21 protein-coding genes are annotated in these 23,710 nt (G+C 51.6%); 5 read left to right on the forward strand and 16 right to left on the reverse strand.

The window, feature by feature from the left end:
• Positions 1-11 precede the first annotated feature (11 nt).
• Entirely contained in the window at positions 12-1,412 is a 1,401-nt protein-coding gene (locus NYR02_RS13185; RefSeq protein WP_260976829.1) for a cytochrome ubiquinol oxidase subunit I, read from the reverse strand.
• A 139-nt stretch (positions 1,413-1,551) separates the two neighbouring features.
• Here NYR02_RS13185 and NYR02_RS13190 point away from each other — a divergent pair, with 139 nt between their 5' ends.
• Positions 1,552-2,967 carry an aminotransferase-like domain-containing protein gene (locus NYR02_RS13190; RefSeq protein WP_260976830.1) on the forward strand — a complete coding sequence of 472 codons (1,416 nt, stop codon included), beginning with the start codon at positions 1,552-1,554 and terminating at the stop codon, positions 2,965-2,967.
• Positions 2,968-3,076: 109 nt separating this feature from the next.
• Here the strand turns inward: NYR02_RS13190 and NYR02_RS13195 are convergent, their stop codons facing one another.
• Positions 3,077-3,574, reverse strand: a complete 498-nt coding sequence (locus tag NYR02_RS13195) for a DUF934 domain-containing protein (RefSeq protein WP_260976831.1) — start codon at positions 3,572-3,574, stop codon at positions 3,077-3,079.
• Position 3,575: 1 nt separating this feature from the next.
• Positions 3,576-5,096, reverse strand: coding sequence for a nitrite/sulfite reductase (locus NYR02_RS13200; protein ID WP_260976832.1), 1,521 nt, complete (start codon positions 5,094-5,096; stop codon positions 3,576-3,578).
• On the opposite strand from NYR02_RS13200, the gene NYR02_RS13205 reads away from it, so the two are divergent.
• Positions 5,085-5,672: a hypothetical protein gene (locus NYR02_RS13205; RefSeq protein WP_260976833.1), complete on the forward strand. Its 588-nt coding sequence runs from the start codon at positions 5,085-5,087 to the stop codon at positions 5,670-5,672. The genes NYR02_RS13200 and NYR02_RS13205 overlap by 12 nt on opposite strands.
• A 228-nt stretch (positions 5,673-5,900) precedes the next feature.
• Here NYR02_RS13205 and NYR02_RS13210 read toward each other — a convergent pair whose 3' ends face one another.
• The 6 genes from NYR02_RS13210 to NYR02_RS13235 all read right to left on the reverse strand — a co-directional run bounded on the left by NYR02_RS13210 (position 5,901) and on the right by NYR02_RS13235 (position 11,474).
• Positions 5,901-6,782: a bifunctional transcriptional activator/DNA repair enzyme AdaA gene (locus NYR02_RS13210; protein WP_260976834.1), complete on the reverse strand. Its 882-nt coding sequence runs from the start codon at positions 6,780-6,782 to the stop codon at positions 5,901-5,903.
• 78 nt (positions 6,783-6,860) lie between these two features.
• Positions 6,861-7,592: a transglutaminase-like domain-containing protein gene (locus NYR02_RS13215; protein WP_260976835.1), complete on the reverse strand. Its 732-nt coding sequence runs from the start codon at positions 7,590-7,592 to the stop codon at positions 6,861-6,863.
• Between the two features lie 106 nt (positions 7,593-7,698).
• Positions 7,699-8,403 (reverse strand): AraC family transcriptional regulator, encoded by a 705-nt coding sequence (locus NYR02_RS13220; protein WP_260976836.1) that lies wholly within the window; start codon positions 8,401-8,403, stop codon positions 7,699-7,701.
• 29 nt (positions 8,404-8,432) lie between these two features.
• A complete protein-coding gene (locus NYR02_RS13225; protein WP_260976837.1) occupies positions 8,433-8,846 on the reverse strand; it encodes an NUDIX hydrolase in 414 nt (137 codons plus the stop codon).
• A 100-nt stretch (positions 8,847-8,946) separates the two neighbouring features.
• Positions 8,947-9,924 carry a patatin-like phospholipase family protein gene (locus tag NYR02_RS13230; protein WP_260976838.1) on the reverse strand — a complete coding sequence of 326 codons (978 nt, stop codon included), beginning with the start codon at positions 9,922-9,924 and terminating at the stop codon, positions 8,947-8,949.
• Positions 9,921-11,474 (reverse strand): flavin-containing monooxygenase, encoded by a 1,554-nt coding sequence (locus NYR02_RS13235; protein WP_260976839.1) that lies wholly within the window; start codon positions 11,472-11,474, stop codon positions 9,921-9,923. The genes NYR02_RS13230 and NYR02_RS13235 overlap by 4 nt, the downstream gene beginning before the upstream one ends.
• A gap of 599 nt (positions 11,475-12,073) precedes the next feature.
• Here NYR02_RS13235 and NYR02_RS13240 point away from each other — a divergent pair.
• The 3 genes from NYR02_RS13240 to NYR02_RS13250 all read left to right on the forward strand — a co-directional run bounded on the left by NYR02_RS13240 (position 12,074) and on the right by NYR02_RS13250 (position 15,282).
• Positions 12,074-12,907, forward strand: coding sequence for an MBL fold metallo-hydrolase (locus NYR02_RS13240; protein WP_260976840.1), 834 nt, complete (start codon positions 12,074-12,076; stop codon positions 12,905-12,907).
• Between the two features lie 182 nt (positions 12,908-13,089).
• Positions 13,090-14,154 (forward strand): YjgN family protein, encoded by a 1,065-nt coding sequence (locus tag NYR02_RS13245; protein WP_260976841.1) that lies wholly within the window; start codon positions 13,090-13,092, stop codon positions 14,152-14,154.
• A 27-nt stretch (positions 14,155-14,181) separates the two neighbouring features.
• Positions 14,182-15,282 (forward strand): M48 family metallopeptidase, encoded by a 1,101-nt coding sequence (locus tag NYR02_RS13250; RefSeq protein WP_260976842.1) that lies wholly within the window; start codon positions 14,182-14,184, stop codon positions 15,280-15,282.
• Positions 15,283-15,344: 62 nt separating this feature from the next.
• Here NYR02_RS13250 and NYR02_RS13255 read toward each other — a convergent pair whose 3' ends face one another.
• The 7 genes from NYR02_RS13255 to NYR02_RS13285 all read right to left on the reverse strand — a co-directional run bounded on the left by NYR02_RS13255 (position 15,345) and on the right by NYR02_RS13285 (position 23,588).
• Positions 15,345-15,773, reverse strand: coding sequence for a hotdog fold thioesterase (locus tag NYR02_RS13255; protein ID WP_260976843.1), 429 nt, complete (start codon positions 15,771-15,773; stop codon positions 15,345-15,347).
• 104 nt (positions 15,774-15,877) lie between these two features.
• Entirely contained in the window at positions 15,878-16,681 is an 804-nt protein-coding gene (locus NYR02_RS13260) for a heme ABC transporter ATP-binding protein (RefSeq protein WP_260976844.1), read from the reverse strand.
• A gap of 368 nt (positions 16,682-17,049) precedes the next feature.
• Complete coding sequence (locus tag NYR02_RS13265) at positions 17,050-18,120, reverse strand: FecCD family ABC transporter permease (protein WP_260976845.1); 1,071 nt, start codon at positions 18,118-18,120, stop codon at positions 17,050-17,052.
• Between the two features lie 20 nt (positions 18,121-18,140).
• Positions 18,141-19,034 carry a heme/hemin ABC transporter substrate-binding protein gene (locus NYR02_RS13270; RefSeq protein ID WP_260976846.1) on the reverse strand — a complete coding sequence of 298 codons (894 nt, stop codon included), beginning with the start codon at positions 19,032-19,034 and terminating at the stop codon, positions 18,141-18,143.
• A gap of 2 nt (positions 19,035-19,036) precedes the next feature.
• On the reverse strand, positions 19,037-20,236 hold the full coding sequence (locus NYR02_RS13275; RefSeq protein WP_260976847.1) for a hemin-degrading factor: 1,200 nt from the start codon (positions 20,234-20,236) through the stop codon (positions 19,037-19,039).
• Positions 20,237-20,255: 19 nt separating this feature from the next.
• Entirely contained in the window at positions 20,256-21,389 is a 1,134-nt protein-coding gene (locus NYR02_RS13280) for an HmuY family protein (protein WP_260976848.1), read from the reverse strand.
• Positions 21,390-21,413: 24 nt separating this feature from the next.
• Positions 21,414-23,588: a TonB-dependent receptor plug domain-containing protein gene (locus NYR02_RS13285; protein WP_260976849.1), complete on the reverse strand. Its 2,175-nt coding sequence runs from the start codon at positions 23,586-23,588 to the stop codon at positions 21,414-21,416.
• Positions 23,589-23,710: the final 122 nt, after the last annotated feature.

The following is a 23,710-nucleotide window of genomic DNA, read 5'->3' on the forward strand; positions in this document are numbered from 1 at the left end:
GACATGATCTCCTAAATTTCTACGCCATCAGCGGCGGATAGCGGACGGGCCGGGCGTTTATTCAAGTGCTCGTCATCTTCCAGCGAGTAGTTTTCTGCAGGACCTTTAGCAATCAATGCCAACATATAACGCACACCGACACCAAAGACACAGATATACACCAAGACAAAAGCCAGCAAAGACAAACTCATAGCAGTAACACTGTTGGGCGATCCGGCATCTACGGTGCGCTGCAAACCATATACAACCCAGGGCTGACGACCGACTTCCGTCACAAACCAACCGGCAAGCATGGCGATCAGGCCGGATGGCCCCATGGCTACACAAAAGTTCAGGAACCATTTTTTCTCATAGAGCTTGCCTGTTTTACGCAGAATCAACGCAGCAAGCGCCAGCACAATCATCAACAGGCCAAGTGCAACCATGATGCGGAAACTAAAGAAGACCACTGGCACATTAGGGCGATCTTGCGGGGCAACGGAAGTTAATGGCGGAATAGTACCATCCATAGAATGGGTTAAAATCAAGCTGGCCAGATTGGGAATTTCAATCGCAAAATCGTTTTGTTCTTTCTCCATATTTGGCCAGGCAAACAGAACAAGCGGCACACCGTCACCGGGCTTGGCATCATGCCAATGCGCTTCCATTGCAGCCACTTTGATCGGCTGGTGCTCTAAGGTATTTAAGCCATGCAAATCACCAACAAACATTTGTAATGGCGCAGAAATAAGCAGCATCCACATCGCCATGGACAACATTTTTTTCGCTACGTTAATATGGGAGCCTTTAAGCAAATGCCACGCACCGGAGGCAGCGACCAGCAATGCCGTCGCCAGGAATGCCGCCAGGCCCATGTGCACTAAACGGTAAGGAAAGGAGGGGTTAAATATAATTTCAAACCAGTCTAGCGGCACAACGCGCCCATCAACGATGCCATACCCCTGGGGGGTTTGCATCCAACTGTTTGATGCAAGAATCCAGGTCATTGAAATCAGAGTCCCAATAGCAACCAGGATAGTGGAAGTAAAATGCAGCTTTTCTCCAACTTTTTTCCAGCCAAACAACATAACCCCTAAAAAGCCAGCCTCCAGGAAGAAAGCCGTCAGAACTTCATAGCTGAGTAACGGACCGGTGATCGCTCCCGCAAAGTTAGAAAACTGGCTCCAGTTAGTACCAAATTGATAGGCCATGACAATGCCGGAAACGACCCCCATGGCGAAATTAACGGCAAATATTTTCATCCAGAACCGGCATAGCGTCATGTAAACCGGCTTTCTGGTATACAGCCATAAACCCTCTAAGACCGCCAAGTAACTGGCCAGCCCTATCGTTATCGCAGGAAAAATAATATGGAACGATACGGTGAACGCGAATTGTATTCGCGCCAGATCAATAGCATTTAAATCAATCATGGTGCTCTGCCTACCCTCTACACTGCCAGAAAGCAAAATCAAAATTACTTACCGTGTTGAGTGTATGACGTAAAAAAATACAGAACAGGTACAAAAAATTAATTTAGAATAGGTACAGATTACCCGGAAAGGTGCCGTTATGAGTCAGTTTAAGTATCTGGAACTGGAGCAGTTATTACGCAAAGACATAAAAGCCAACCATTTTTTACCTAGCGGAAAACTTCCTTCAGTGCGGGAAATGTGCCAGAACCTGGGCTTTTCTAAAGCCACGGTGTTACATGCCTTGCATCGGCTCGAGGCAGAAGGATTGATTTTTTCCAAGCCGAAATCCGGTTACTTTGTCAAAACGGCCTCACAAAATGACCGACTCCCGCCAAAACGCATTAACCCGCCTGCCGCTCCCAGGGATGTTACGGTTCCGGCTATTTTAAAAGACATCATGATGCGCAGCGCCGCCTTTGATATTTTACCAACGGCTGCGACCTCCCATGACGCCAGGCACCTTGTGACATTGAACCGACACTTGAGCAAAGCTCTGCGCTCCAGAGCCACGCAAAAAGCCCTTTACTACAATGATTCAAGCGGCGACATGCGTTTAAAAGACGCCATTGTCAGCCATTATCGCCATCGTGGCTTGAACCAGGACCCATCACAGGTTTGTATTACCGGTGGCTGTCAGCATGCATTATTCATTTCTCTCATGGCGACCTGCTCACCCGGCGATACCGTGGCGGTGGAATCTCCGGCGTTTTATGGTGTTCTGCAAATCATGGAGCAGCTGAAGCTGAAAATTATCGAAGTTGCCACCGACCCTGCTGAGGGTTTAAGTATTGAAGACCTGGCTGAAAAAATAACCGAGTGGCCAATAAAAGCCTGCATACTCTCTCCGAATTACGCCACGCCTACCGGTGCCTTCATGCCAGAAAAAGCCCGGCGGGAATTAATCAATCTGGCGGTCGACAACGATTTTTGCATCATAGAGGATGATATTTACGGAGATCTTTCTTTTCCGCCGTTCACAGCAGAACCGCTGAAAAAATTGGATACTGAGGGTAACGTTATTCTGTGCAGCTCTTTCTCAAAAAGCTTATCGAGAGACTTAAGGATTGGCTGGGTGTTTGGCGGAAAATGGCACGACCGGATTGCTCAGCTCAAGTTGGTCACCCAGCTGTCCTCCAGTGAATCCACTCAGCAGGGGGTTGCGACATTTTTAGAAGAAGGCCATTACCGGCGCTATCTGGCCCAACAGGTGAGTACACTAAAGCAGCAGCAACGGGAACTGATGTCCTTATTAAGTACCCATTGGAGCGATCAAATTCGCTACACCCAAGCCCAGGGTGGTATTTCGATGTGGGTAGAATTGGATGAATCCATTAATACGCAACACAGTTACAACAAAGTATTAGAGCACGGCGTAATCATGACACCTGGCTCACTTTTCTCGGCATCGGGTCAGTATAAAAACTTTTTACGTTTAAGTTATATCCATCCGTTAACAGAAAAAAGGCAAGCCGCAGTCAAAAAGCTGTTCAGCGTACTGCTTGGACAGGCTTAGGCACCTCTGAATAATTCTGAAGCGCCCTAACAGAAGCGCCTTAACAGAAGCGCCTTAACAGAAGTTCCTCAACAGAAGTGCCATAGCAGAAGTGTCTTAAATATTATGTCTATCGACGAACCCGTCTATAAAGCGGGTTCGGTTGCGATACGCTGCCACTGTACGTAACCGACAGTCCTTTGATACCTTTTGTCGCATCGTATGGATCTTTACCTTCTTTAATAGCAAAACTGTCGAAGCCGCATTGGCGCATCAGACTCAGCTGATCCCGCAATACATCGCCAAAAGCCCGTAACTCACCCTGATAATTTAACCGCTTGCGCAGTAAATACGCCGTCGAGTAACCGCGCCCATCTTTGAAGTCTTCAAAGAAAACACAGATAAACGAGAGTTTTTCAATAACGTCCTGTAATTCCATAGCATCATCATCAACATCAATCCAGAGCGCTGCATTAACATCATCACCTTGCTTGATACGGGCTAACCAGGCTTTCATTGGTAAAATTTCACAAGACCCCAGCGCGTCATTATCTTCTTCTGAAATAATCCAATTGTCGGCTTTAACAACAGCAACCTCATTAGACTGAATACGGATAATATTCTTCATACTAAGCTCCTGCCGACTCATAAGCGGCCAACTTGAGTGGCTCCAATCCTATGCGCAAAAAAGTTTCATGAAATGTCTCTTTGTCATTCCGATTGGCTAAATACGCATTGGTGATGTTTTTCACCACGACAGGTAACAGCTCTTCACTCACCGCCGGGCCAATCACTTTGCCGATCTGACTGTCTTTGCCTTGCGCTCCGCCAACGGTAATCTGGTAATAATCTTCACCCGATTTATTCAGCCCTAAAATGCCTATATTCCCAATATGATGATGAGCACAGGCATTAATACAACCGGATAAGTTAATACTGATATCACCGACTTCCAGTTGTTCTTCAATGCTGTAAGCTGCAGCCACTTTTTTGGCTACAGGAAAAGAATGTGCCGTCGCCAGGTTGCAATAACTCGCCCCGGGACAAACAATCATATCGCTGACTAAACCCACGTTAGGTAACGCCAAGCCCACCTCACATAAACTTTCCCAGACGTTGAAAAGATATTCTTTAGGAATATCCGGCAACACGAGGTTTTGCTCATGAGTAATACGAATCACTCTGAAGCCATAAGCATCGGCTAAATCGGCAATACACTGCATTTGTTCTGCGGTTAAATCGCCCGGTGTGTTGGTTGGGAATTTGGTAGAAATTGCCACAGAAGCATAACCTTTCACCTTGTGCGGCTTCACACTGCGCGATACCCAGGCAGCAAATTCGCTATTGCTTGTTACATGATGTCCATACTCAAGATTGGCATCATCTAAAGTTGAATAAAGAGGCGACAAGAACTGAGAAGCCACACGGCTCAGCTCGTCTTCAGTCAGCGTGGAAAAACTGCCACGAATCTGTCGCCATTCAGCTTCTGCTTCTTCACGGAAATCGTCGATTCCCAGTGAATTTACCAGGATTTTAATACGTGCCTTGTACTTGTTATCACGTCGCCCATAGCGGTTAAAAACCCGCAGAACCGCTTCGATATAGGACAACACTTCCGACCAGTGCAGGTCATCTTTTACGGTTTGGTTAAGGAAAGGCGTGCGACCTAACCCTCCGCCAACCATAACCTGAAAGCGCAGCGTTTCTTCTTTATCACGATACAAATACAAACCAATATCGTGCATTCGCACCGCTGCCCGGTCTTCCTGGCTGGAGCTGACTGCAATTTTAAATTTACGGGGTAAGAACAAGAACTCAGGATTGACGGTAGCCCACTGACGAATAATCTCGGCAAAAATACGCGGGTCATATTCTTCATCAGGTGCAACACCCGCGTAGGCTTCGGTAGTCACATTACGCACGCAATTACCTGATGTTTGAATCGCATGCATATCAATAGACGCCAGGTGCGCCAGAATATCTGGCGTATCGGCTAACTCAATCCAGTTAAACTGAATATTCTGACGGGTGGTGAAATGCCCATAACCGCGATCAAACTTATTGGCAATAACCGCCAGACCGCGCATCTGATCACTGGATAACGCACCATAGGGAATAGCGACCCGCATCATATAAGCGTGTTTTTGCAAATACAGACCGTTTTGCAAACGCAACGGCAGAAACTCGTCTTCCGTGAGTTCGCCATTCATCCGGCGCGCGACCTGATCACGAAACTCTTCTACCCGCTCGTTAACCAGCGCCCTGTCATATTCATCGTACCGATACATTCGTATCACTCTCCCCTCAATCTGATAGGCGGAGAAAATATCAATCGGTCCGTGTCTCTAATAGGACAAGAAAAAATAAAAACGATAGGCACAGATAACGATCAACAGCATGACAACCGCCACAAGGGCGATCACAAACAGCTTGGCCGCCGGGTGCAAGCAACGGGGCTGCGTATCGTTGCTGCCAGCAAACACAGAGAAAAAAGCACCGTCAAGCGCCTTCTGCAATTTGTGTATAAGTTTTTTCTGTCAACCCTGAAGTTTTACACAGAAGTTGTGGATATTTCTGTGCATATTCTTTTGAGAACTCTCCTGAATGCAGTAAATACGCCACCCGGCAAAAACCGTGTGTTTTTTACACAGCGCAAAAAAGTTAAAAAATCTTTATTTTTCAAGGCGTGGCGAGGGTTGCGGCGCGATCATAAAAAAATCCTCTGAGCAAGCACAGAAGCATAAGGCCATTCCCGCCAGCAGGATAAGACACCCAGCGACATGGGGACAAAGCTGACATTGAATCCACAGAATCTGTGGATAACCTACTGGATAAGTTGGCGATAAGCAGGACAAAGCCATAGCTGGTGCGGTCTGCTGAAAAGCGTTGGTTTTTTAGACGATCATCCGTCTGAGCCGGATCAGACGCGATAAAGATGTAGGCACGGCCAATGATTATTCGTCGCCACTCAGCCGTAAGCGTTCCCAGCTCTGGATCATTTGCTTACGCAGCGGCCCCCAACGATAGCCGCCCAGCGCCCCACTCTGCTGAATGACCCGGTGGCAGGGAATCATAAAGGCCACGGGATTGGCCCCGACGGCATTGCCAATGGCGCGAGCCGCCGTTGGCTGACCCAGCTGTGCTGCCAGCTGACCATAACTGAGTGCCTGACCGGCCGGGATCGTTAACAGCGCGCGCCAGACCGCCAGCTGAAAATTGGTACCGCGCACATGCAGCGATAATGGCGCCGTGGCTGAGGTGCTGCCGCGCGCAGCAAACAGCGTGGCCACTAATTGCTGTGCGGCGGCACGGTCTTCTAACAGTTCCGCCGCCGGCCATTCGGCCTGCAGCGCGGCCAGCTCTTCAGCGGCGCTGCGTTCTTTATGCGTTTGCAGCGAATCCGTTAAACCGCTGTCTGCGGCGATAAAGACGGCGCGGCATAAACCACGCGGTGTTTGCGCAATAAACATCGGGCCAAAGGGTGTGTCAGCCACACCATAACGGATCGCAAGCCCGGCTCCGCCGCGCTGGTATTCCCCCGGCGTGACCGCTTCCAACTGAACAAAATGATCGTGCAGCCGGCTGCTGCCGCTCAGCCCCAACTCGTCGGCAGCCTCAAGCAACGGTAATTGCTGGCGCAGCAGGAATTTACCGCGCTCCAACGTCAGCACCTGCAAAAAGCGTTTGGGGCTGGTGCCCGCCCACTGACTGAACAGGCGCTGAAAATGAAAAGGACTCAGATTAACGGCTGCAGCGATATCGTCCAGCGACGGCTGCTGGCGGGCATGCTCCGTAATAAAACGGATAGCCGTTGCAATTCGTTGATAGTCAGACATAAGCAGCTCCGCCCCGGTTTGGGTTTGATTCTCTTCATCATAAAAATCCGGGCCACAAACACAACCCGGATCTTGCGCTTAACGGATACCGGCGCGACGGATTTTTCTGACATTGATATTCATCAGATGACGCAGCAGACAACGATAAAGAATGCGTTTGAAGCCGCGCAGGTTTGTGCCCATCGCCGCGTAAAATTCATCCGGCGTGTTATAAACGCCGTAATCATCGGCAATGCCTTCTTTCTGAATATAGGTATTGCCGCCCAGCCAGTCGTTCTGTGGTTTTTGCAAACAAGGCGTGGCAATGCCATAACCACTAAAGGCTTCACACTCGCTGGCAAAGGCTTTCTGCACCTGCTGCAGGTACGGCTGGTCGATAATATAACCCTCAATTTCCAGCCAGCGGCCATCGTAATAGATTTCGACCCAGCTGTGCAGAATACGTGCTGGTGCAAAGGCGAACATCCACAGCGGAATTGCGCCCTTCTGCAGCTCGTTATAAATGGTAAAGCCGTGAAAACGCGCAGGAATGCCCAGCGCCCGTAACAGCGCCATCAGCAGCGTACCTTTGGTATTGCACTGGCCGTAACCATCACTCAGTACTTCACTGGCTCTGAGGCTGTCATCGGCGTTATAGCCAAAGCGGATCTCATCGCGCACAAAACGATAAACCTCCGCAATCTGCTGGCGGGTATCCTGCTGGTGCCAGCCCCGTTGCTGAATCAGCTGCTGAATGGCCGGATGCCGGTAATCCAGCATGCGGGTTGTGGCCAGATAGTTATCTGCTGTGTTTGTTGTGTTGTCAGCCATGGTGTACCTCCTGTTTTTTTACCAGACTACCGCCGGTACAGGCTGATAACTTGAATAAACTGGCTGACTTGCTCTTGTGATTGATTGCGGTGATTTATCCGGGAGTCTAATCGCTGCGGGCAAGCTGCACGGCTTCGCGCACCGATAACCCAAAATGACGACGGAAAGTCCGGCTAAGATGAGCACTGTCAGCAAAGCCCGCATCCTGCGCTGCATTGGTCGCACTTTTCCCCTGATGTAACGCCTGCACCGCACAGAGCAGGCGGCGCCATAACAGATAGGGCCGCCAGGGCATGTGCATCTGCTCACGGAACAGATGCAGAAAACGGCTCTCCGACAACGCCAGTCCGGCGGCAATATCCCGCGCACGCCATTGCGAAGGTTTGATGCAGCCGCCGTTAAAACACTGATCCAGTTGCTGCTGCAGTCGCAGCAGGCGGCTGTCGGATATTTGCAGATTAAATGCCTGTTTATCAAGCCCCAACAGATGGCTTAACGCCGCCAGTAACTCTGTGCTGTCAGCTGCAGATGCCGGGCCAGGCAGGGATACCAACAGCTGGCCGTTCATGTGTTGCAAAGCATGTTTACCGGCGACAGACAGAGGTTCCAGCAAAATAATCCAGCAGTGTTCAGCGGCCAGATCGTGCTCCGCTTGCGGTGCAATCAGCAATGGGGCTGTGCCTTTTTCAGCGTTCAGTTGCCAGTGCCCCTGCGCGCCGGGCCACACCAGTTGCAGAGCCGCGTGCTGGTGCTTATCGGCGAGTATATGTGGGCTGTAAAAGGCCAGAATGCCGGGTTTAATAATCAGCACGGGAATTATTTGCCGCGTTGATTAAATAATTAAGCGCCATATAAACGCAGTGCTTCGGCAATGGCGGTATGGTCAGGCGTAATATTCAGCACCCCCAGTTCCGACAAGGGTTGCCAGAATACCGCTTCGGCTTCGTAGGCCTGAAGATCTCCCGCCCATTCGGTAATTAAATAGTAATGCAGTAATTGCAGCTCGTCGGTGGGGTGCAGCAGCGAACACACGTAACGGGCATTGCGCGGCTGAATACCGAGCTCTTCGTCCAGCTCACGTATTAATGTGTCGTGCTGATGTTCGCCCTCTTCCATATGACCGCCCGGCACCATAATCAGGCCCGGATCTGTTTCTTTATCGTCACGGCGCTTTTCCAGCAGCACGCAGTCATCGCGCAGCAGAATAAACGAGACGCAGGGCGCAAAGGGCTGATCAACAACGGCAGCGGACATAGTTTCATCCTGAAGATTAAGCGGAGCATGGTTATTCCGGGGCTATCTTATAACCAGCCTGCGTTCATTCAGCAAGTTGTCCGTCGTGCGGTAAAATGTTTCAGGCCATCGCAATGGCCTGAGCTACCGTTGTCGGTGTGGTTAATAACGCGGTATCGAACACGCCCTGCCGCCGTGCCGGATCGAGCAGGTTCCAGCCAAAAGCCTGTAAGTCATCTTCGTTGGGTTCGATACGGATTACCCGTTTGCCAGCAGCGCGCAGCATGGCTTCTTCACGGTCAACAATACGTGTCATCCCCTTGCGGGCGTAACGCTCAACGGCATTAAAAACACTGCCGGATTTACCCGGCCAGCGCGATGCCATCGGCGCAATAATAATGACCTCATCAACGTCTTCATTAACCAATAAATCCGCCGACGCCGGTGACACAATACCGCCATCCAGATAGGTATTACCCTGAATATTCACCGGCGGACAACAGCCCGGCACCGCATAGGAAGCACAGACCGCACGCGATAATGGCACCTGAGTAAAATCGTCGGCCTGACGGCCAATGGCACGGCGTGCGGCAGTTTTTGCATCCACCGCCATCAGCCAGAGTTTTTTCTGTGTTTGCTGTGTTTGCTGTCCGGCCTGCAGCGCTTGTGGCCAGACATCTCCGGCAGAAGCGGACTGAATAAGACGCACAAAACCCGACATATCGGTGCGGCCACGGGGCAGTATTCCGCAGAGTCCGGTTAACAAACTGACTTCGCGGTTTAATGCTTTTTTAAATAACGCCGGGCCACTGAATTTCCATTGTGGCCAGGGCGGTAATTTACCGCCGGAGTCGGTGGCGTGATTCCAGTAACAACCATGCTGCGGCTCATTATTTTGCGCGGCGACTAAGCGTTCCAGACTGACACCGCTGGCAAGCAGCGCGACCAGCACTGCTCCTACCGAGGTGCCCACCATAATATCGGCATCCGCCGGGTTCCAGTTCAGCTGCTTGCTCACCGCCTGCAGCGCAGCAATGCTCCAGGCGCCGCCGGCAACGGCACCACAACCCAACACCAACGCCCGTTTTGACTGACTCATACGCTAACCTCCGTGGCTTTTTTCCGCCGGGTTGTCGTTTTTTTCGTACTACTGGCTTTTAAATTCTGAGCCGCCCAATCAACCTTTGCCAGACCCACATAAGACGCCATATCAAAACGGCTTAACAATTTACGCATACGGTAAGTGCTCCAGGGAAAGCCAATACTGTTTTTGCCATTCTGGTCGAGGTAATAACTGGAGCAGCCGCCGGTATTCCAAACCGTGCCCTGCAGTTCCTGCTGCACCCGTTGGTTATAGCCCTGTTGCACTTCGGCTTTCACTTCCAGCGTCTGCAGCTGATTACGCTGCATGGTTTTTACTGCACCCATAATGTAATTAATCTGCGCTTCGATCACGATAAATGCCGAGTTATGACCAATCGCGAGATTAGGGCCAAGAATTAAAAAGAAATTCGGAAAGTTATGAATACAGGTACCACGGTAAGCCTCCGGGCTGCCCTGCCAGACGTCATCCAGCGAGCGGCCATCGCGGCCATGCACATGGTGGGCAATGGGTACATCGGACACATGGAAACCGGTGCCGAGAATAATCACATCCACGTCGGCTTCGCTGCCATCCTGACCAACCACCGTATTGCCACGAATTTCTTTAACACCGGTGGCCAATACCTCAACGTTGCTTTTTGCCACCGCCGGATAATAATTATTCGACAGCAATACGCGCTTACAGCCCATGGTGTAATCCGGGCTTAATTTACGGCGCAATTCCGGATCTTTAATCTTGCGCTTAATGTGCGCGCTGGCGATTTTTTGCATCCACTTTAATAACAGCGGCTTGCGGAAGCCGACGCCGAAGGCTTCAAAACCGGTGTAAATCAGTTTGCGCCAGCTGTTCAGCGTTAATGGCAGGCGGAAAAACGCACGTTCAATGGCCGGAATACGGTGATCGGGTTTGGGCAAAATCCATTGTGGCGTGCGCTGGAAAATACTCAGTTTGCCAACTTTTGGCTGAATTTCCGGCACAAACTGAATGGCCGATGCACCGGTGCCGATCACCGCCACGCGCTTTCCGCTTAAGTCACAGTCGTGATTCCAGCGTGATGAATGAAACACCTCGCCGTTAAATTCATTAAGCCCAGGCAGCGTCGGCATAATGGGTTCATGCAGATAACCCACCGCCGAAATGACTTTGTTGGCCGTCAGCTCGGTTTTAACATCGCCCTCTGCGGTTTTAATTAACCACTGCTGTGATTCTTCCTGCCAGAAACTGTCTTCCACCGCGATGCCATAACGGATAAACGGTGTGATACCAAAACGCTCTGCTGTGCTGCGCACATAGCTGAGAATTTCCGCCTGCGGCGCAAAGGCGCGGCTCCAGTCTGGTTTCTGCGCAAACGAATACGAGTACAGCGCCGAAGGCACATCGCAGGCACAGCCCGGATAGGTATTGTCGCGCCAGCAACCACCCAGATCCGGGTATTTTTCCAGAATCAGAAAATCGCTGAAGCCCTGCTCCAGCAGTTTAATCGCAGCACCGATACCGCTGACCCCGGCCCCGATGATGATGGTATCCCAGTGTGTTTTATTCATTATTATTGTTCCTGGCCCTTGGGCGGCTTGGCGGTCAATGCGGAATGCTCTTATGCTTCAGATCAAACCTGATGAGCTATTCAGTTTTAATGCAGACTACCCAAAGCGGAATAGCTCGTCAATTTTGAGGGGGCACCCAAACAGCCCGTCGACAGATATTGAATCGCGCAGTACGCCAGGCCCGAGCCGCGTCGTATCTGGCCTGGCACACGATAGCGGCAGAACGGCGGGTGGATTTGTGTCAGCCCCTTTGCTCTTTGGCGTGGGATATTGTCCGCAAAGCACAGGCCGCCACGCCAAGCGTCATCACTCCAGGTCACCATTCCAGGTCACCACACTGGACAAGCGCCCTGAAAAAGACCCGGCTCCGTCATAGCGTTACAGACTAGAGAGAACGCGTCGAAGGAAGCGCCTGTTGAAGGAAGCGCCTGTTGAAGGAAGCGCCTGTTGAAGGCCAGCTCCTGCAGAAGCGAACATCCGGCATCAACCGCAAGCGGGCAGAGGCTGGCATTTTTGCCATAAAGACTGCGCCATAAGGCTATTAACCCCGGTCGGTTTTAAATCCATACTGCAACCCAAAATCAATAACGGAGCATATAATGCCCATACGCAAAGAATACCGTTTCGACAATGGTGAGCATTCCGTCCTCGGCACCCGTGTTGGTCGTTTTAATCTGGGCATTAATACCACCTTTATTGTTTATCGCATGGGCGACACGCTGATTGATACCGGCCCGTCCAATCAATGGCGCGAAGTAAAGCAGGTACTGGAGCGCAGCCAGCAACACACGCCGCTGCGCCAGTTGTTGATTACCCACCATCATGAAGACCACAGCGGTAACGCCCGCCGTATCAGCAAGCTGACCGGCGTGCTGCCCCATGCACCGGTTCAGGGGCAGGAAAAACTGGCACGCGGTTATCGCACCCCATTATTACAGAAAGTAATCTGGGGCAGTCCGCGTCCGGTGGCGACCCAGGCATTGCACGATAACCTGACCCTCACAGACGGCAGTCCGGTGGTGCCGGTACACACTCCAGGCCACGCCAAAGATTTAACCTGCCTGTTTATGCCGCAGCAAAAATATTTATTCAGCGGCGATATGTATATTTCCAAATCGCTGAAATATCTGCGCATTGATGAGCATCTGGGGGATCTGATCAACAGCCTGGATAAACTGCTGGCGCTCGACTTTACCACGCTGTTTTGTCCACACCGGGGCATTGTTGAAGACGGTAAAACCGCGCTGCAGGAAAAACGCGATAATCTTTACCGGATGTGTGAACAGGCGCAACAGCTGCAGCAACAGGGCATGAATGCCGATGAGATTGTGGTCAAAATGCTCGGGCCGGAAGATTGGATGGCTAAAATCACTGGTTATAATTTGTCCAAACGCAATCTGATTCGTCAGGCACTGATGTATCCGCTGTCATAGCACGCAATCCTCTGCGGCCTGCTGACATTCAATCAACAGGCCTTAAAAGCTTCTGAATAAGCAATATGTGTGAACTGTTACAAAAAACCTTTATACAGATACCAGATCAGGGCCTGGCGGCATTGCAGCGCCTCGTTGATTTCGTTATAAATTGCGGCCCAATTTAACAAGGACGTATCCAGATGAATCCATCTGTTTCCCCCGCCAACAGCAATGCTGGCGAAACCCGCACTCTGCCGGTTATTTTTTCCGGTAAAAAAGGCGAGTATCTGAAAATCTGGCTGGTGAATATGCTGCTCAGCATTCTCACACTGGGCATCTACAGTGCCTGGGCCAAAGTGCGTAACACTCAATACCTGTATGGCCACACTCAGATTGAAGGCCACCGTTTACAGTTCCTGGCAACCCCTCTGCAAATTCTGCGCGGCCGTATTATGGCGGTGATTGTTTTTGGTTTGTACGTGATTATTTCCAGCCTGCATCCGATTGCCAACCTGGTATTAATGCTGCTGTTACTGGTCGCATTACCCTGGCTGTTAATTCAGGGGCTGCGTTTTACTCTGCGTATGACCGCTTACCGCAATGTGCGTTTTTCCTTTGATGCCAACTACGGCGGCGTGCTGCTGCATTTTATTGTTTTACCTGCACTCGGCGCTCTGACCTTTGGTCTGGCTATGCCGTGGGTGATTCAGCGTCTGCAGAAATATATTCACGACTCTGTCAGCTTCGGTGGCCATAACTTCACCCTGAACTCGTCGGCTGGCTACTACTACAAAGCCATTCTGGTGTGTATTGGTCTGGCTATTCTGTATTTTATTGGTCTGGGCATTTTTGGTAGCGGCGTGATCACCGCGATCAGCGCTGGCAACCCTGCTGCACTGGGCGGCATGGTGATTATTATCGCCAGCTATTTTATCTTCGGTTACGTTGTTGCTGCGGTTTATCAGAGCATGATCCGCAACCATGTGATGAACAACCTGAGCATCGATGGCGTCGCGTCATTTAATTCCAGCGTAGAAGTGAAGCCGTACATCTGGCTGATGCTGTCTAACTCGCTGCTGCTGATTTTTACTCTGGGTCTGGCTTATCCGGTAACCCAAATCCGTAAAAATGCGTTTCTGGCAGAAGCCACGCTGGTTAATCTGCAGCCAGCTGCCGATCATCTGGTGAATACTGTTGATGATAAATACTCGGCCTTTGGCGAAGAAGCCGCCGGTCTGTTTGATGCTGATTTGTCACTGACCTGATCAGCAAACTGAAAAGGAGAAGCCCGCATGGCAACCGATAGTTTACCCATTGCGGGCACCTTCCAGATAGCCGGTCGTGCAGAAGCACACCCGGCCGTTGCCCGTATTAATGATAATGGCAGCGTGCAGATTATCGCCGCCAACGACCAACGCCCACTGCATTACAGCAATGCGCAGGATATGCGCTATGGCGACATTATTCCCGGCCTGCCCGCAGAATTAATCTTTGCCGATGGTGCGCGTTTTATTCCCAACGATGCCTCTTACCGCTGGCCCGGACTCTCCACAGCACAGCGCTTACCCGCCTGGCTTGAAGCTCATTGGCTGACGGTGCTGGCTGCCGTTATTTTAGTGCCCGGCTTTGTTTGGTTAATGGTATACAAAGTTATTCCCAGTGCCGCTGGTGCCAGTGTGCAGTATTTACCGGAGTTTGTGGCGACCGAACTGGGCGAGCAAACCCTCGATCTGCTTGATCGCCTTTACATGGAACCCACTCAGGTCAGCCGCGCGCAGCAGGAAAAAATCACCGACGAATGGCATAGCATATTGCAGCGTCTGACACTGCCGCAGGAAAAATACCGCTTATATTTCCGTGCCAGCAGCATCGGTGCCAATGCTCTTGCTCTGCCCGATGGCAGCGTCATCCTGACCGACGATATTGTTGAATTAATGCAGGATCATCCGGAACAACTCAATGCCGTGCTCCTGCACGAAATCGGCCATGTTGAACATAAACACAGTTTAAAAATGCTGGCTCAGGCCACGGCAACCACGATGATGTTTGCCATGATGTTCGGCGATATCGACGGTGCCGGTGAAATGATTCTCGGGGTTGGCAGCAGTTTATTGCAGAGTGCGTTTTCACGCGATATGGAACGCGAAGCCGATGCTTTCGCCTACACCCAGTTGCATAAAATCGGCCATTCACCACTCGATTTTGCCAATGCGATGCGGGCATTAATGACGTCCCATGGTGTCAGCGAAGAGCACTTACATAATCACAGCAATGAAGGTGATGAGCAGAACGACGGAGAACGTGCGCGCGATGTGATGGAGTACCTGAGTTCACACCCGGATACGTTAGAGCGGATTCAAGCCGCAGAAGAGTGGCAGCCAGAAGCACAATAACACTCTGATCCGGCAAAGAAGCAGCGCGATACGATAACCTGTATCGCTCTGCAATGACCTGCTTACTGCGCAGCAACCACCGCCATGGTCAGGCGTGAAATACAGCTCAGCTTACCTTCAGCATTATTAATGCGGATTTCCCACACCTGAGAGCTGCGGCCTTTATGCACCAGTTTAGCGATACCGGTTAACTCACCGGAGCGCACACCACGCAGATGGTTGGCATTAATCTCCTGCCCCACCGCATATTCTTTACTGTTATCCAGACACAGATTCGCCGCCATGCTGCCCAGCGTTTCGGCAAACAAAACATTTGCGCCGCCATGCACCAGCCCAACCGGCTGAAAGGTACGCTCATCGGCGGGCATAGTACCCACGACATAATCGTCACCGGCTTCGGTGATTACGATACCTAAATTGCTGCAGGCGGTATTTTCCATCTGGCGGTTCATATCCGCGATGTCGGGGGTGGCAAACCAGATACTGCTCATCAAAACCTCAACTTCAGTTTATTGTATTTATGCAGTTAAGTTTTTTATCAGAAAGCGGATAAAAGGTCACCCCGACTTTAGCCGCCGCTGGCGAACGGTCTGTATCAGGCCTGCATCCAGCCGAGATTTTGCTGGGCATAACGCTGCGCTAACGGAGCCTCCAATGCATAAGCAGTCGCCAGCAATTGCGCATCAGCCAGCAGCTCTACCCCGCCACAGGCCAGCACTTCGCCATGGCGCAGTATCAACACCCGGTCAGCCCAGGAAGCCGCCAGGCTGATGTCGTGCATCACCGCCAACACGGCCACGCCGCGTCCGGCAAACTCACCGACGCGCTGCATAATGCTGTGCTGATGCGCAGGATCGAGAGCCGAGGTGCATTCGTCGAGCAATAAATAACGTGGCAGCTCCTGCCCCTGCTCATTACGTTCTGCCAGCCAGATCTGCGCCAGCACCCGCGCTAACTGCACCCGCTGCTGCTCACCACCGGATAAACCGGAGTAACTGCGCTGGCGCAGATGCCAGACATCGGCACACTGCATGGCTGCGCGTTGCAATGCGGTGCTTTGATTTTCATCACCGTGGGGCGCTCGACCCAGTGCCACGACCTGATCAACGCGGAATGGAAAGGCCAATTCAACTTTTTGCGGCATCACCGCCATCTGCCGCGCGCGCTCTGCACCCTGCCAGAATTTAAGCGATAAATGATCCAGAATAATATCGCCCTGATAATCACTGAGTTCACCGCAAAGGCATTTTAACAGCGTGGATTTACCCGCCCCGTTAGCGCCCAGCACGGCTAATTTTTCGCCGTGTCCCAGATGCAGATTAATATTGGTCAGCAGATTTTTTCCGGGACGATTAAAGCCACCACCAATACGGACACTAAGGTGTTTAACATTCAGCATAGGGACTCCTGTTTGTGCCTGCTAGGGCCTGTCGACACTAATTAAACAGGCCTGTTATTAGCTAAAAATATCTCAAACAAGGCGCTGAGAGTGTGGCCTAACGGGTTAAGCGAACGAACAGCAACGCAGGATGAGGGATTTTTAGCCATAACCCTTCGGGCTGAGGCCAGTTTTCCTCATTAACTTCGTCGTTCGTCATTCATTTAGCCCGCTACCCATCTGCCCGGAGCAGATGGGCGCGAAGCCCGTAGGGTCAGGAACATGGATGTTCCTGACAATATCACGCCTCTCTCCTTGTTCTGATAAAAACTGGCTCTCAGCAGGATCTATTCAATTAGTGTCGACAGGCCCTAGTATCTGCCAGTGGCTTACCCACGACTGTGTTTTACCTGTTGCAACAGCAGGCTCAAAAATACCGGCCCGCCAATCACTGCCATGACCAGGCCCACCGGTAAATCAGCCGGTGACAGCCAGGTGCGCGCGATCATATCGGCAATCAATAACAACGATGCCCCCAGTAAGACAGAGGCCGGTAATAACGCGCGGTGGTCTGGCCCAATTAACAGGCGCAATAAATGCGGCACCACCAAACCAATAAAACCAATCATACCGGCCACCGCGACACCGGCACCGACCATTAAAGCCGCTGCGGTAATTAACCAAAGCTTGGCCTGCTGCACGCGATAACCAAGGTGGGTTGCTACCGCTTCGCCCAGCAATAACGCATTTAATAAGCGGGCAAAGCGCGGCAGAAAACATAAGGGCAAAATAATACAAACACTGAGAGCCGCAATTTCCGGCCAGCGGCCATGAGCCAGGCTGCCCATTGACCAGAAGGTCATGGAGCGCAACGCCTGATCGTCGGCCATATAGGTAAGAATGCCGGTTAATGCACCGGTTAATACGTTAATGGCCACACCCGCCAATAGCAGCGTCGCTACCTGCGTCTGACCGTTGCGGGTACCTAAACGATAGATCACCAGAGTAACGGCTAAGCCACCGAGAAAGGCGGCAATCGGCAACGCCAGCGGCCCCATAATCGCGACCCAGAAAGCCAGCAGTGAATCTTTTAAAACAATCACCGCAACCGCCGCCAGCGCCGCGCCACTGGCGACACCAATTAATCCGGGGTCGGCCAGTGGATTACGGAAAACCCCTTGTGTAACGGCACCGGCGGCGGCCAGGCCAGCACCAACCAGCACCGCTAAAAGAGTACGCGGCAGGCGTAATTCACGCACTACCCAATCACTCTGTCCCTGAATATCGGCAAAGGTGATGGCATTCCATAATGACTGCAGTACCTGGGTATTATTCAGTTCGACCGGGCCGGTACGCAGCGACAATAAAATCAGTAGCATCAACAGCCCGGCCGCCGCAAAAAATAACAGCACCTGACGCACTGCAGCAAACTGCAACAGCGCCAGGCGCGGCCCTTGCAAACGTATTACCGCGCCGGGCATCAGGGTTGCTCCGCAGAAGATAATGTCTGTACGGCGGACGGATACAGTAACGCCGCCAATTGCTCTAAAGCGCTGCCAATACGCGGACCAAAACCCAATACCAGTGAAGTATCCAGCGTATGAATACGCTGCTGGCTGAAGGCCGGTGTCATCGCCAACTGCGTGCTTAATGCGGCACTCTGCGTCTGCGAGTTATTCGCCACGGCTTCAGTATTGGCAATTAATACAACCTCTGGCCCGGCCTGTAACACCGCTTCCGCACTGACGGGTTTATAGCCGTTATAAGCCATAACGTTGCGCGCATTTAACAGTGCCAGCATGGCATCGGCCTGGGTTTTACTGCCTGCAGCCATTAACCCGCGATTACCGGCACCGAGAATAAATAACGTCGCCGGCGGTGCGGCATCGGCAGGAATACTGGCCAGTGCTGCATCGGCCTGCTGTTTAATATTGCCCGCCAGTGCGCGTCCTGCCTCCGGTTTATTAAGTGCGTCAGCTACAGCCTGTATTTTATTCAGTACGCCGTCGACGGAGTAATCATTACGGATACGCACAACACGCACACCCGCCTGCTGCAACTGCTCAAACACGCTGTCCGGTCCGGCATCGGTGCTGGCCAGCACCAGTGTTGGCGACAATGCCAAAATGCCTTCCGCCGATAACTGCCGCATATAGCCGACATCCGGCAGCTTTGTCGCCGCTTGCGGATAACGACTGGTGGTATCGACTGCAACCAACGAGTTTTCCGCCTGAAGTGCGTAAATAATTTCGGTCAGCGAGCCATCAATACTGACCACCCGCTCGGCAGAAAGCACTGCAGAACTGAACAAGGCAAACGAGAACAGCCCTGCGGTAAATACCGCGATTCTGCGGAGTTGAATAAAATAACACATCGTTATTCTCCGTCAGTCGCGGACTGAACAGCATCTACGTCAGACTTAACAGCCAGTGCATGCTTTGCCAGCAATTTATTTAATAATTCGCGCCAGCCTTCAAGCTCTGGTTTTCCGGGTTTGCGTTCACCAAATAACAGAGCCACCTGCCGGCCTTCGGCATCAAACATTTCCAGAGCACTGACAACGCCATCCGTTGTGGGTTTACGCACCAGCCAGACCTGATCCAATAGTTGAGTGTTGGCGTGCAGATTAAAATCCGGGTCGAGTACATTAAACCAGGGGCCGGTACGCAGCAGTGTTTTAACCGGGCCGGTGTGAATCTGCACCATGCCTTCACTGCCGACAAACACCATAATCGGCAGCTCGCTGGCCGCGGCCTGCAGCAGTGCATCTTCAAAGGCCTGCTTATCCAGCTGCTGGGCGTAGTCGGCACCGATAGCCCGGTAGGCCGGAATGCGTTCCAGCTGATGTTTTTTCAGCATCGCCTGAAAATGATGCACATCTTTCAGTTCGCTCCAGTCTTTACGCAGTTGCTGAACATTAAGTGCTTCTGGTGACTGCAATAATGGGTTGCTGTCTTTCGCCTGGTTATCTGCCGCCTGGCTATCTTCCGCCTGAGCAGCGTCCGGCTGGTGATTATCCAGAACGATAAATGCGCTTTGCTCGGCGGCACGATAATGCTCCACCAGATTACGGAAGGCCTGCATATCGGTATTGCTGTTGGCATAAATTTTATGCACGGCTTCGCCCTGAGCATTAAAGAACTGCAGGCTATTGCGCATATTTTCTCCTGCACCTTCCTGTACCGCAAAGCCATAAACAAAACGGTTAAAGAAAATACGCAGATCAATCACGCCCAGCGCCAGTCCCATATTGCCGTGAATACTCAGGTCTTTATATTGGCCGGTTTTTTCGTGCACCATGGCGTCGTTACGGGTCAGCGCCATGACGCTGTCTAAGCCCTCCACCTCGGTGAACAGTTTTTTAAAATCATTATTCAGGCGCGTTACACCATTACCGACACGGGTAGCCAGCAATTCAGCTTCACTGACACCCAGTTGTTCGGCGGCATTACGTATACGCAGCTTTTCGTTTTTTTCACGCAGCTCCTGCCAGCGCCGGGCAAGATCAGAAAAGAACTGAACAATATCCGCAGCTGTACTGCTGGCCGATACCGAATGAATAGTTGCTGTTGTCATAATTTGTCTCCGGCAGAGTTTACTGGGTGATTTTCTTAAAGCGGATTTCAGGGCTGCCTGAGCCGCCCAGGCTGTAGTAGTTACTGATCTGTACAGCGAACTTGTCGCTGTTCTCAGTATTGCTGTCAGCATCGACGATATAAGTACGGAAATTTGGCCAGAGTTTATGGGAGCCACTCAGGTTGTAAGCGTACCAGCTGGAATCGCTGAAAATACTGCTGGCAGAATCAGCACTGTAATGAGCAGCAATACTGGTACTGTCGACCATGGTGGCACTGGTATAGCCCGCCAGTTCAGTAGCGGCGATGGCACCAAAGGCGGCGCCATTACCATCACCATAAACACCACCGTTACTCCATAAATTAATTGCCCGTGCGGCAAGGTTTATTTCATAACGCAGATCCCAGTCGGCACCGCCGCAATCTGCCGCAGCCTGAGCATCAAAATCCAGACAGAGTTCTGTGCTGCCGTCTGCAACAGCGGCGGTCAGTGTTTTTTCACCACCGGCAAACTGCGTGGTATCCGTTGCCTGAGTTTCATAACGCACCGTAATTTCGCTGTAGCTCACCGTATCAAGAACAAACTTGCTGTAGGTAGTGCCATCGGCGTGGCGCAATAACCAGCCATTAGCGCTGTTGGCGCTGATCTGATGGGTGGTCGGGTTATAGATATACCAATCCTGAATCGCCGGAACATAGCGGTCGGCTTTAAACGTCAGGTCCGCCAGATTATATTCCGCGCTTAATGCCTGAGCCTGAATGTCCGCATCGGCATTGGTGAATACCGAAGCAACGGCATTACCTTCTGCATCGTAAAAACCATCGGGAGTCGCTGCGAGGGCACCTTTACCATTACCGTTGCCGGAAACGCCGCCGTTAATTTTTACTTCGGTACGGCGCAAAGCAATATGCCAGTCGGTTGAAGTGGCAGCCTGCTCAGTGGTTAAAGTTACCAGTTCGCCACTACTCAGATTAACGTACTGCCAGTCGGTATAACTGGCGGCGTTAATTTTCAGGCTGGAAAATTTTTCGTTATCCGCAGTGTCATTGCTGCTGTCATTATCGTCACCGCCACAACCGCTCATTAATAAAGCGCTGCCCGTCGCCAGTGGCAGCATAAGGCGTTTAAATGATATTAATCCTGATGATTTCATCTTCTTTTCCTTGGTTAGGGATGGTTAAAACTGATAAGAGAGGCCGGCATAAGGCATGCGGCCAAACACCGGACGACGATCGTAGGCATCGGCACTGTCACGTACGGTATCGAACAGATTATTCACACCGCCGTAGACACTGGTGCGGGGGGTTAAAAGCCAGCTGCCTTTAATATCCCAGCGGCTGTACGCCGGGCTGACATTCAGCTGGCTGCTGCCGCTGTCTGCCTCACTGATACTGCTGATGTGCTCACCCTGATATTCTCCGCTCAGGGTTAATTGCAAACGATGGCTGATATCCCACAACCACAGAGCTTTAGCGTGATGACGGGCACGGTTAATCAGCGGCGTATCCAGATCCAGATCGCGGGCATCGAGATAACCGAATGACAGACGCTGCTGCAGCCCCGGCAGTAATTGCCATTGCAGGCTCAGGTCATAACCACGGGTCAGGGCATTAGCAAAATTGGTGTAGCGATAAATCGCCACACGACCACCGTCTTCGCTTTCACCTGAGTCCTGCGCCTCGATTAAATCCTGAATGCGGTTATTAAACAGCGCCAGTTCGGCATGAAAATGTTCGTTATCGGTCAGGGAAAATGACATCTGTAAACTGCGGGATTTTTCCGGGGTTAAGTCTTCGCTGCCCAGAACTTTGTAGCCGTTGACGCTGTGGTCAAAAATAAAATAGCGGTTTTTTAAATTCGGTACGCGATAACCCAGACCGGCGGATTGCCGCCATTGAAATTGCAGGTCATGCCACTGGAAATTTTGTCTGACACTGATTGTTGGTGAGAAAAATTTTCCAAAGTCACTATCGTTCTGCCAGCGACCTCCGGTGGAAACATCGCCATTAATACCCAGAGGAATAATCAGCTGGGTGAAAAATTCGCGGCTGTTACGCTGCGCATAGGGTACTTCATTGGTGCTGACATAATAGGTACCGTCTGGCCGCTGGCTGACCTGATCATTTTCCCCAAGACCTTCATCGGTGAGTTTAATTTCATTTTTATCCTGCTCCATGGATTCACGGAAACCTTCAACTCCGGCTACCATTTCTGCGCCATAGCCTAATGCTGAGTCCAGGCTGTACTGCCATTGCAAAGCGGCTTTCTGCTGCTGGTATTGGGTGTCACGCCACAGATTACCGGCCGGGATATCGCTGTCGTTATTCAGCTGGTCCGACTGGTCATCTTGTTGTTCATGCAAAGCCTGCAGCTGCCACTGACCAATACGGCTCTGCCATTCGCCCTGCAGCGCCAGACGGTTACGCTGTAATAATTCGCGCTTAATACCATCGCTGCCGCTGGTTCCGGCACGACGGGTTTCGCTGTCTTCCTCAAAACGTTCGGTATTTAATCGCCACTGACTGTCAGCAAAATTCCGTGCCAGCATGGCGCTGAGATTCGTTTTCGAGCCGCTGAAACCATCGCTGCTCCAGCTGTCCGGATTGAGGTCGTAACCGGAGGAATAACGCTGATCAATACCCAGGCGCAGCTCACTCTGTCCCAATATCTGAGTCACACTGGCATTCAGATGCTGCTCACCGGATACCTTACTTTCATCCAGCTGACGCGAACCGTAACTGCCTGAATCCAGTGAGGCATGGCCACTTAAGCGCTGATCTGAATTCTGGTGTTTACGGGTAATCACATTAATAACGCCGCCCATGGCCGCACTGCCATACAAGGCCGAAGCCGCGCCGGGCACGATTTCAATATGTTCGATATCCAGCATCGCCAGCTGCGAGGTATCCACCGTTGACCCCGTACTGGCCGATACCGGCAGACCGTCGACCAGAATGAGTACGCGGTCACCATTAAAGCCCTGCAGATAGACCTCTTCACCGCTTTTGCCGTGGATCTCACGCAGTTGCACACCGGGCATAATGCGCAGCGCATCGCGCAGGTCACGACTGTGCAGACGCTGAATGGTGGCCTGATCGAGAATCTGGGTACGCACCGGCGTATCGGCCAGCGGCCGTTCGCTGCGGCTGCCGGACACCACCACATCGCTGAGATTAAACACCGCAGTGGAGGACGTTCCGGCGGCATAAGCGGCAGGAAACAACAGGTACAGGCAGCCACAGAGTGCAAACTGCGGCAGCGACAGGCGGCCGTAATCCGTTCTTGTTTCTGCTCCTGTTGTTGACCCTGTTGTTGCTCCTGTTGTTGCTCCGGGGACCAGACAGCGCGCCATACAAACCTCAGTTGAGAATCATTATCTTTTAGATAATAAACACAAATGATACTTATTCGCAACAACGCCTTTGCAAAGTAATGCCAGCTCACACCAGGGTCTGGCTTTTGCTATGCTCTGCC

Source organism: Thalassolituus pacificus (assembly GCF_025318105.1).
In the GTDB taxonomy this organism is placed as follows: Bacteria; Pseudomonadota; Gammaproteobacteria; order Pseudomonadales; family Oceanobacteraceae; genus Venatoribacter; species Venatoribacter pacificus.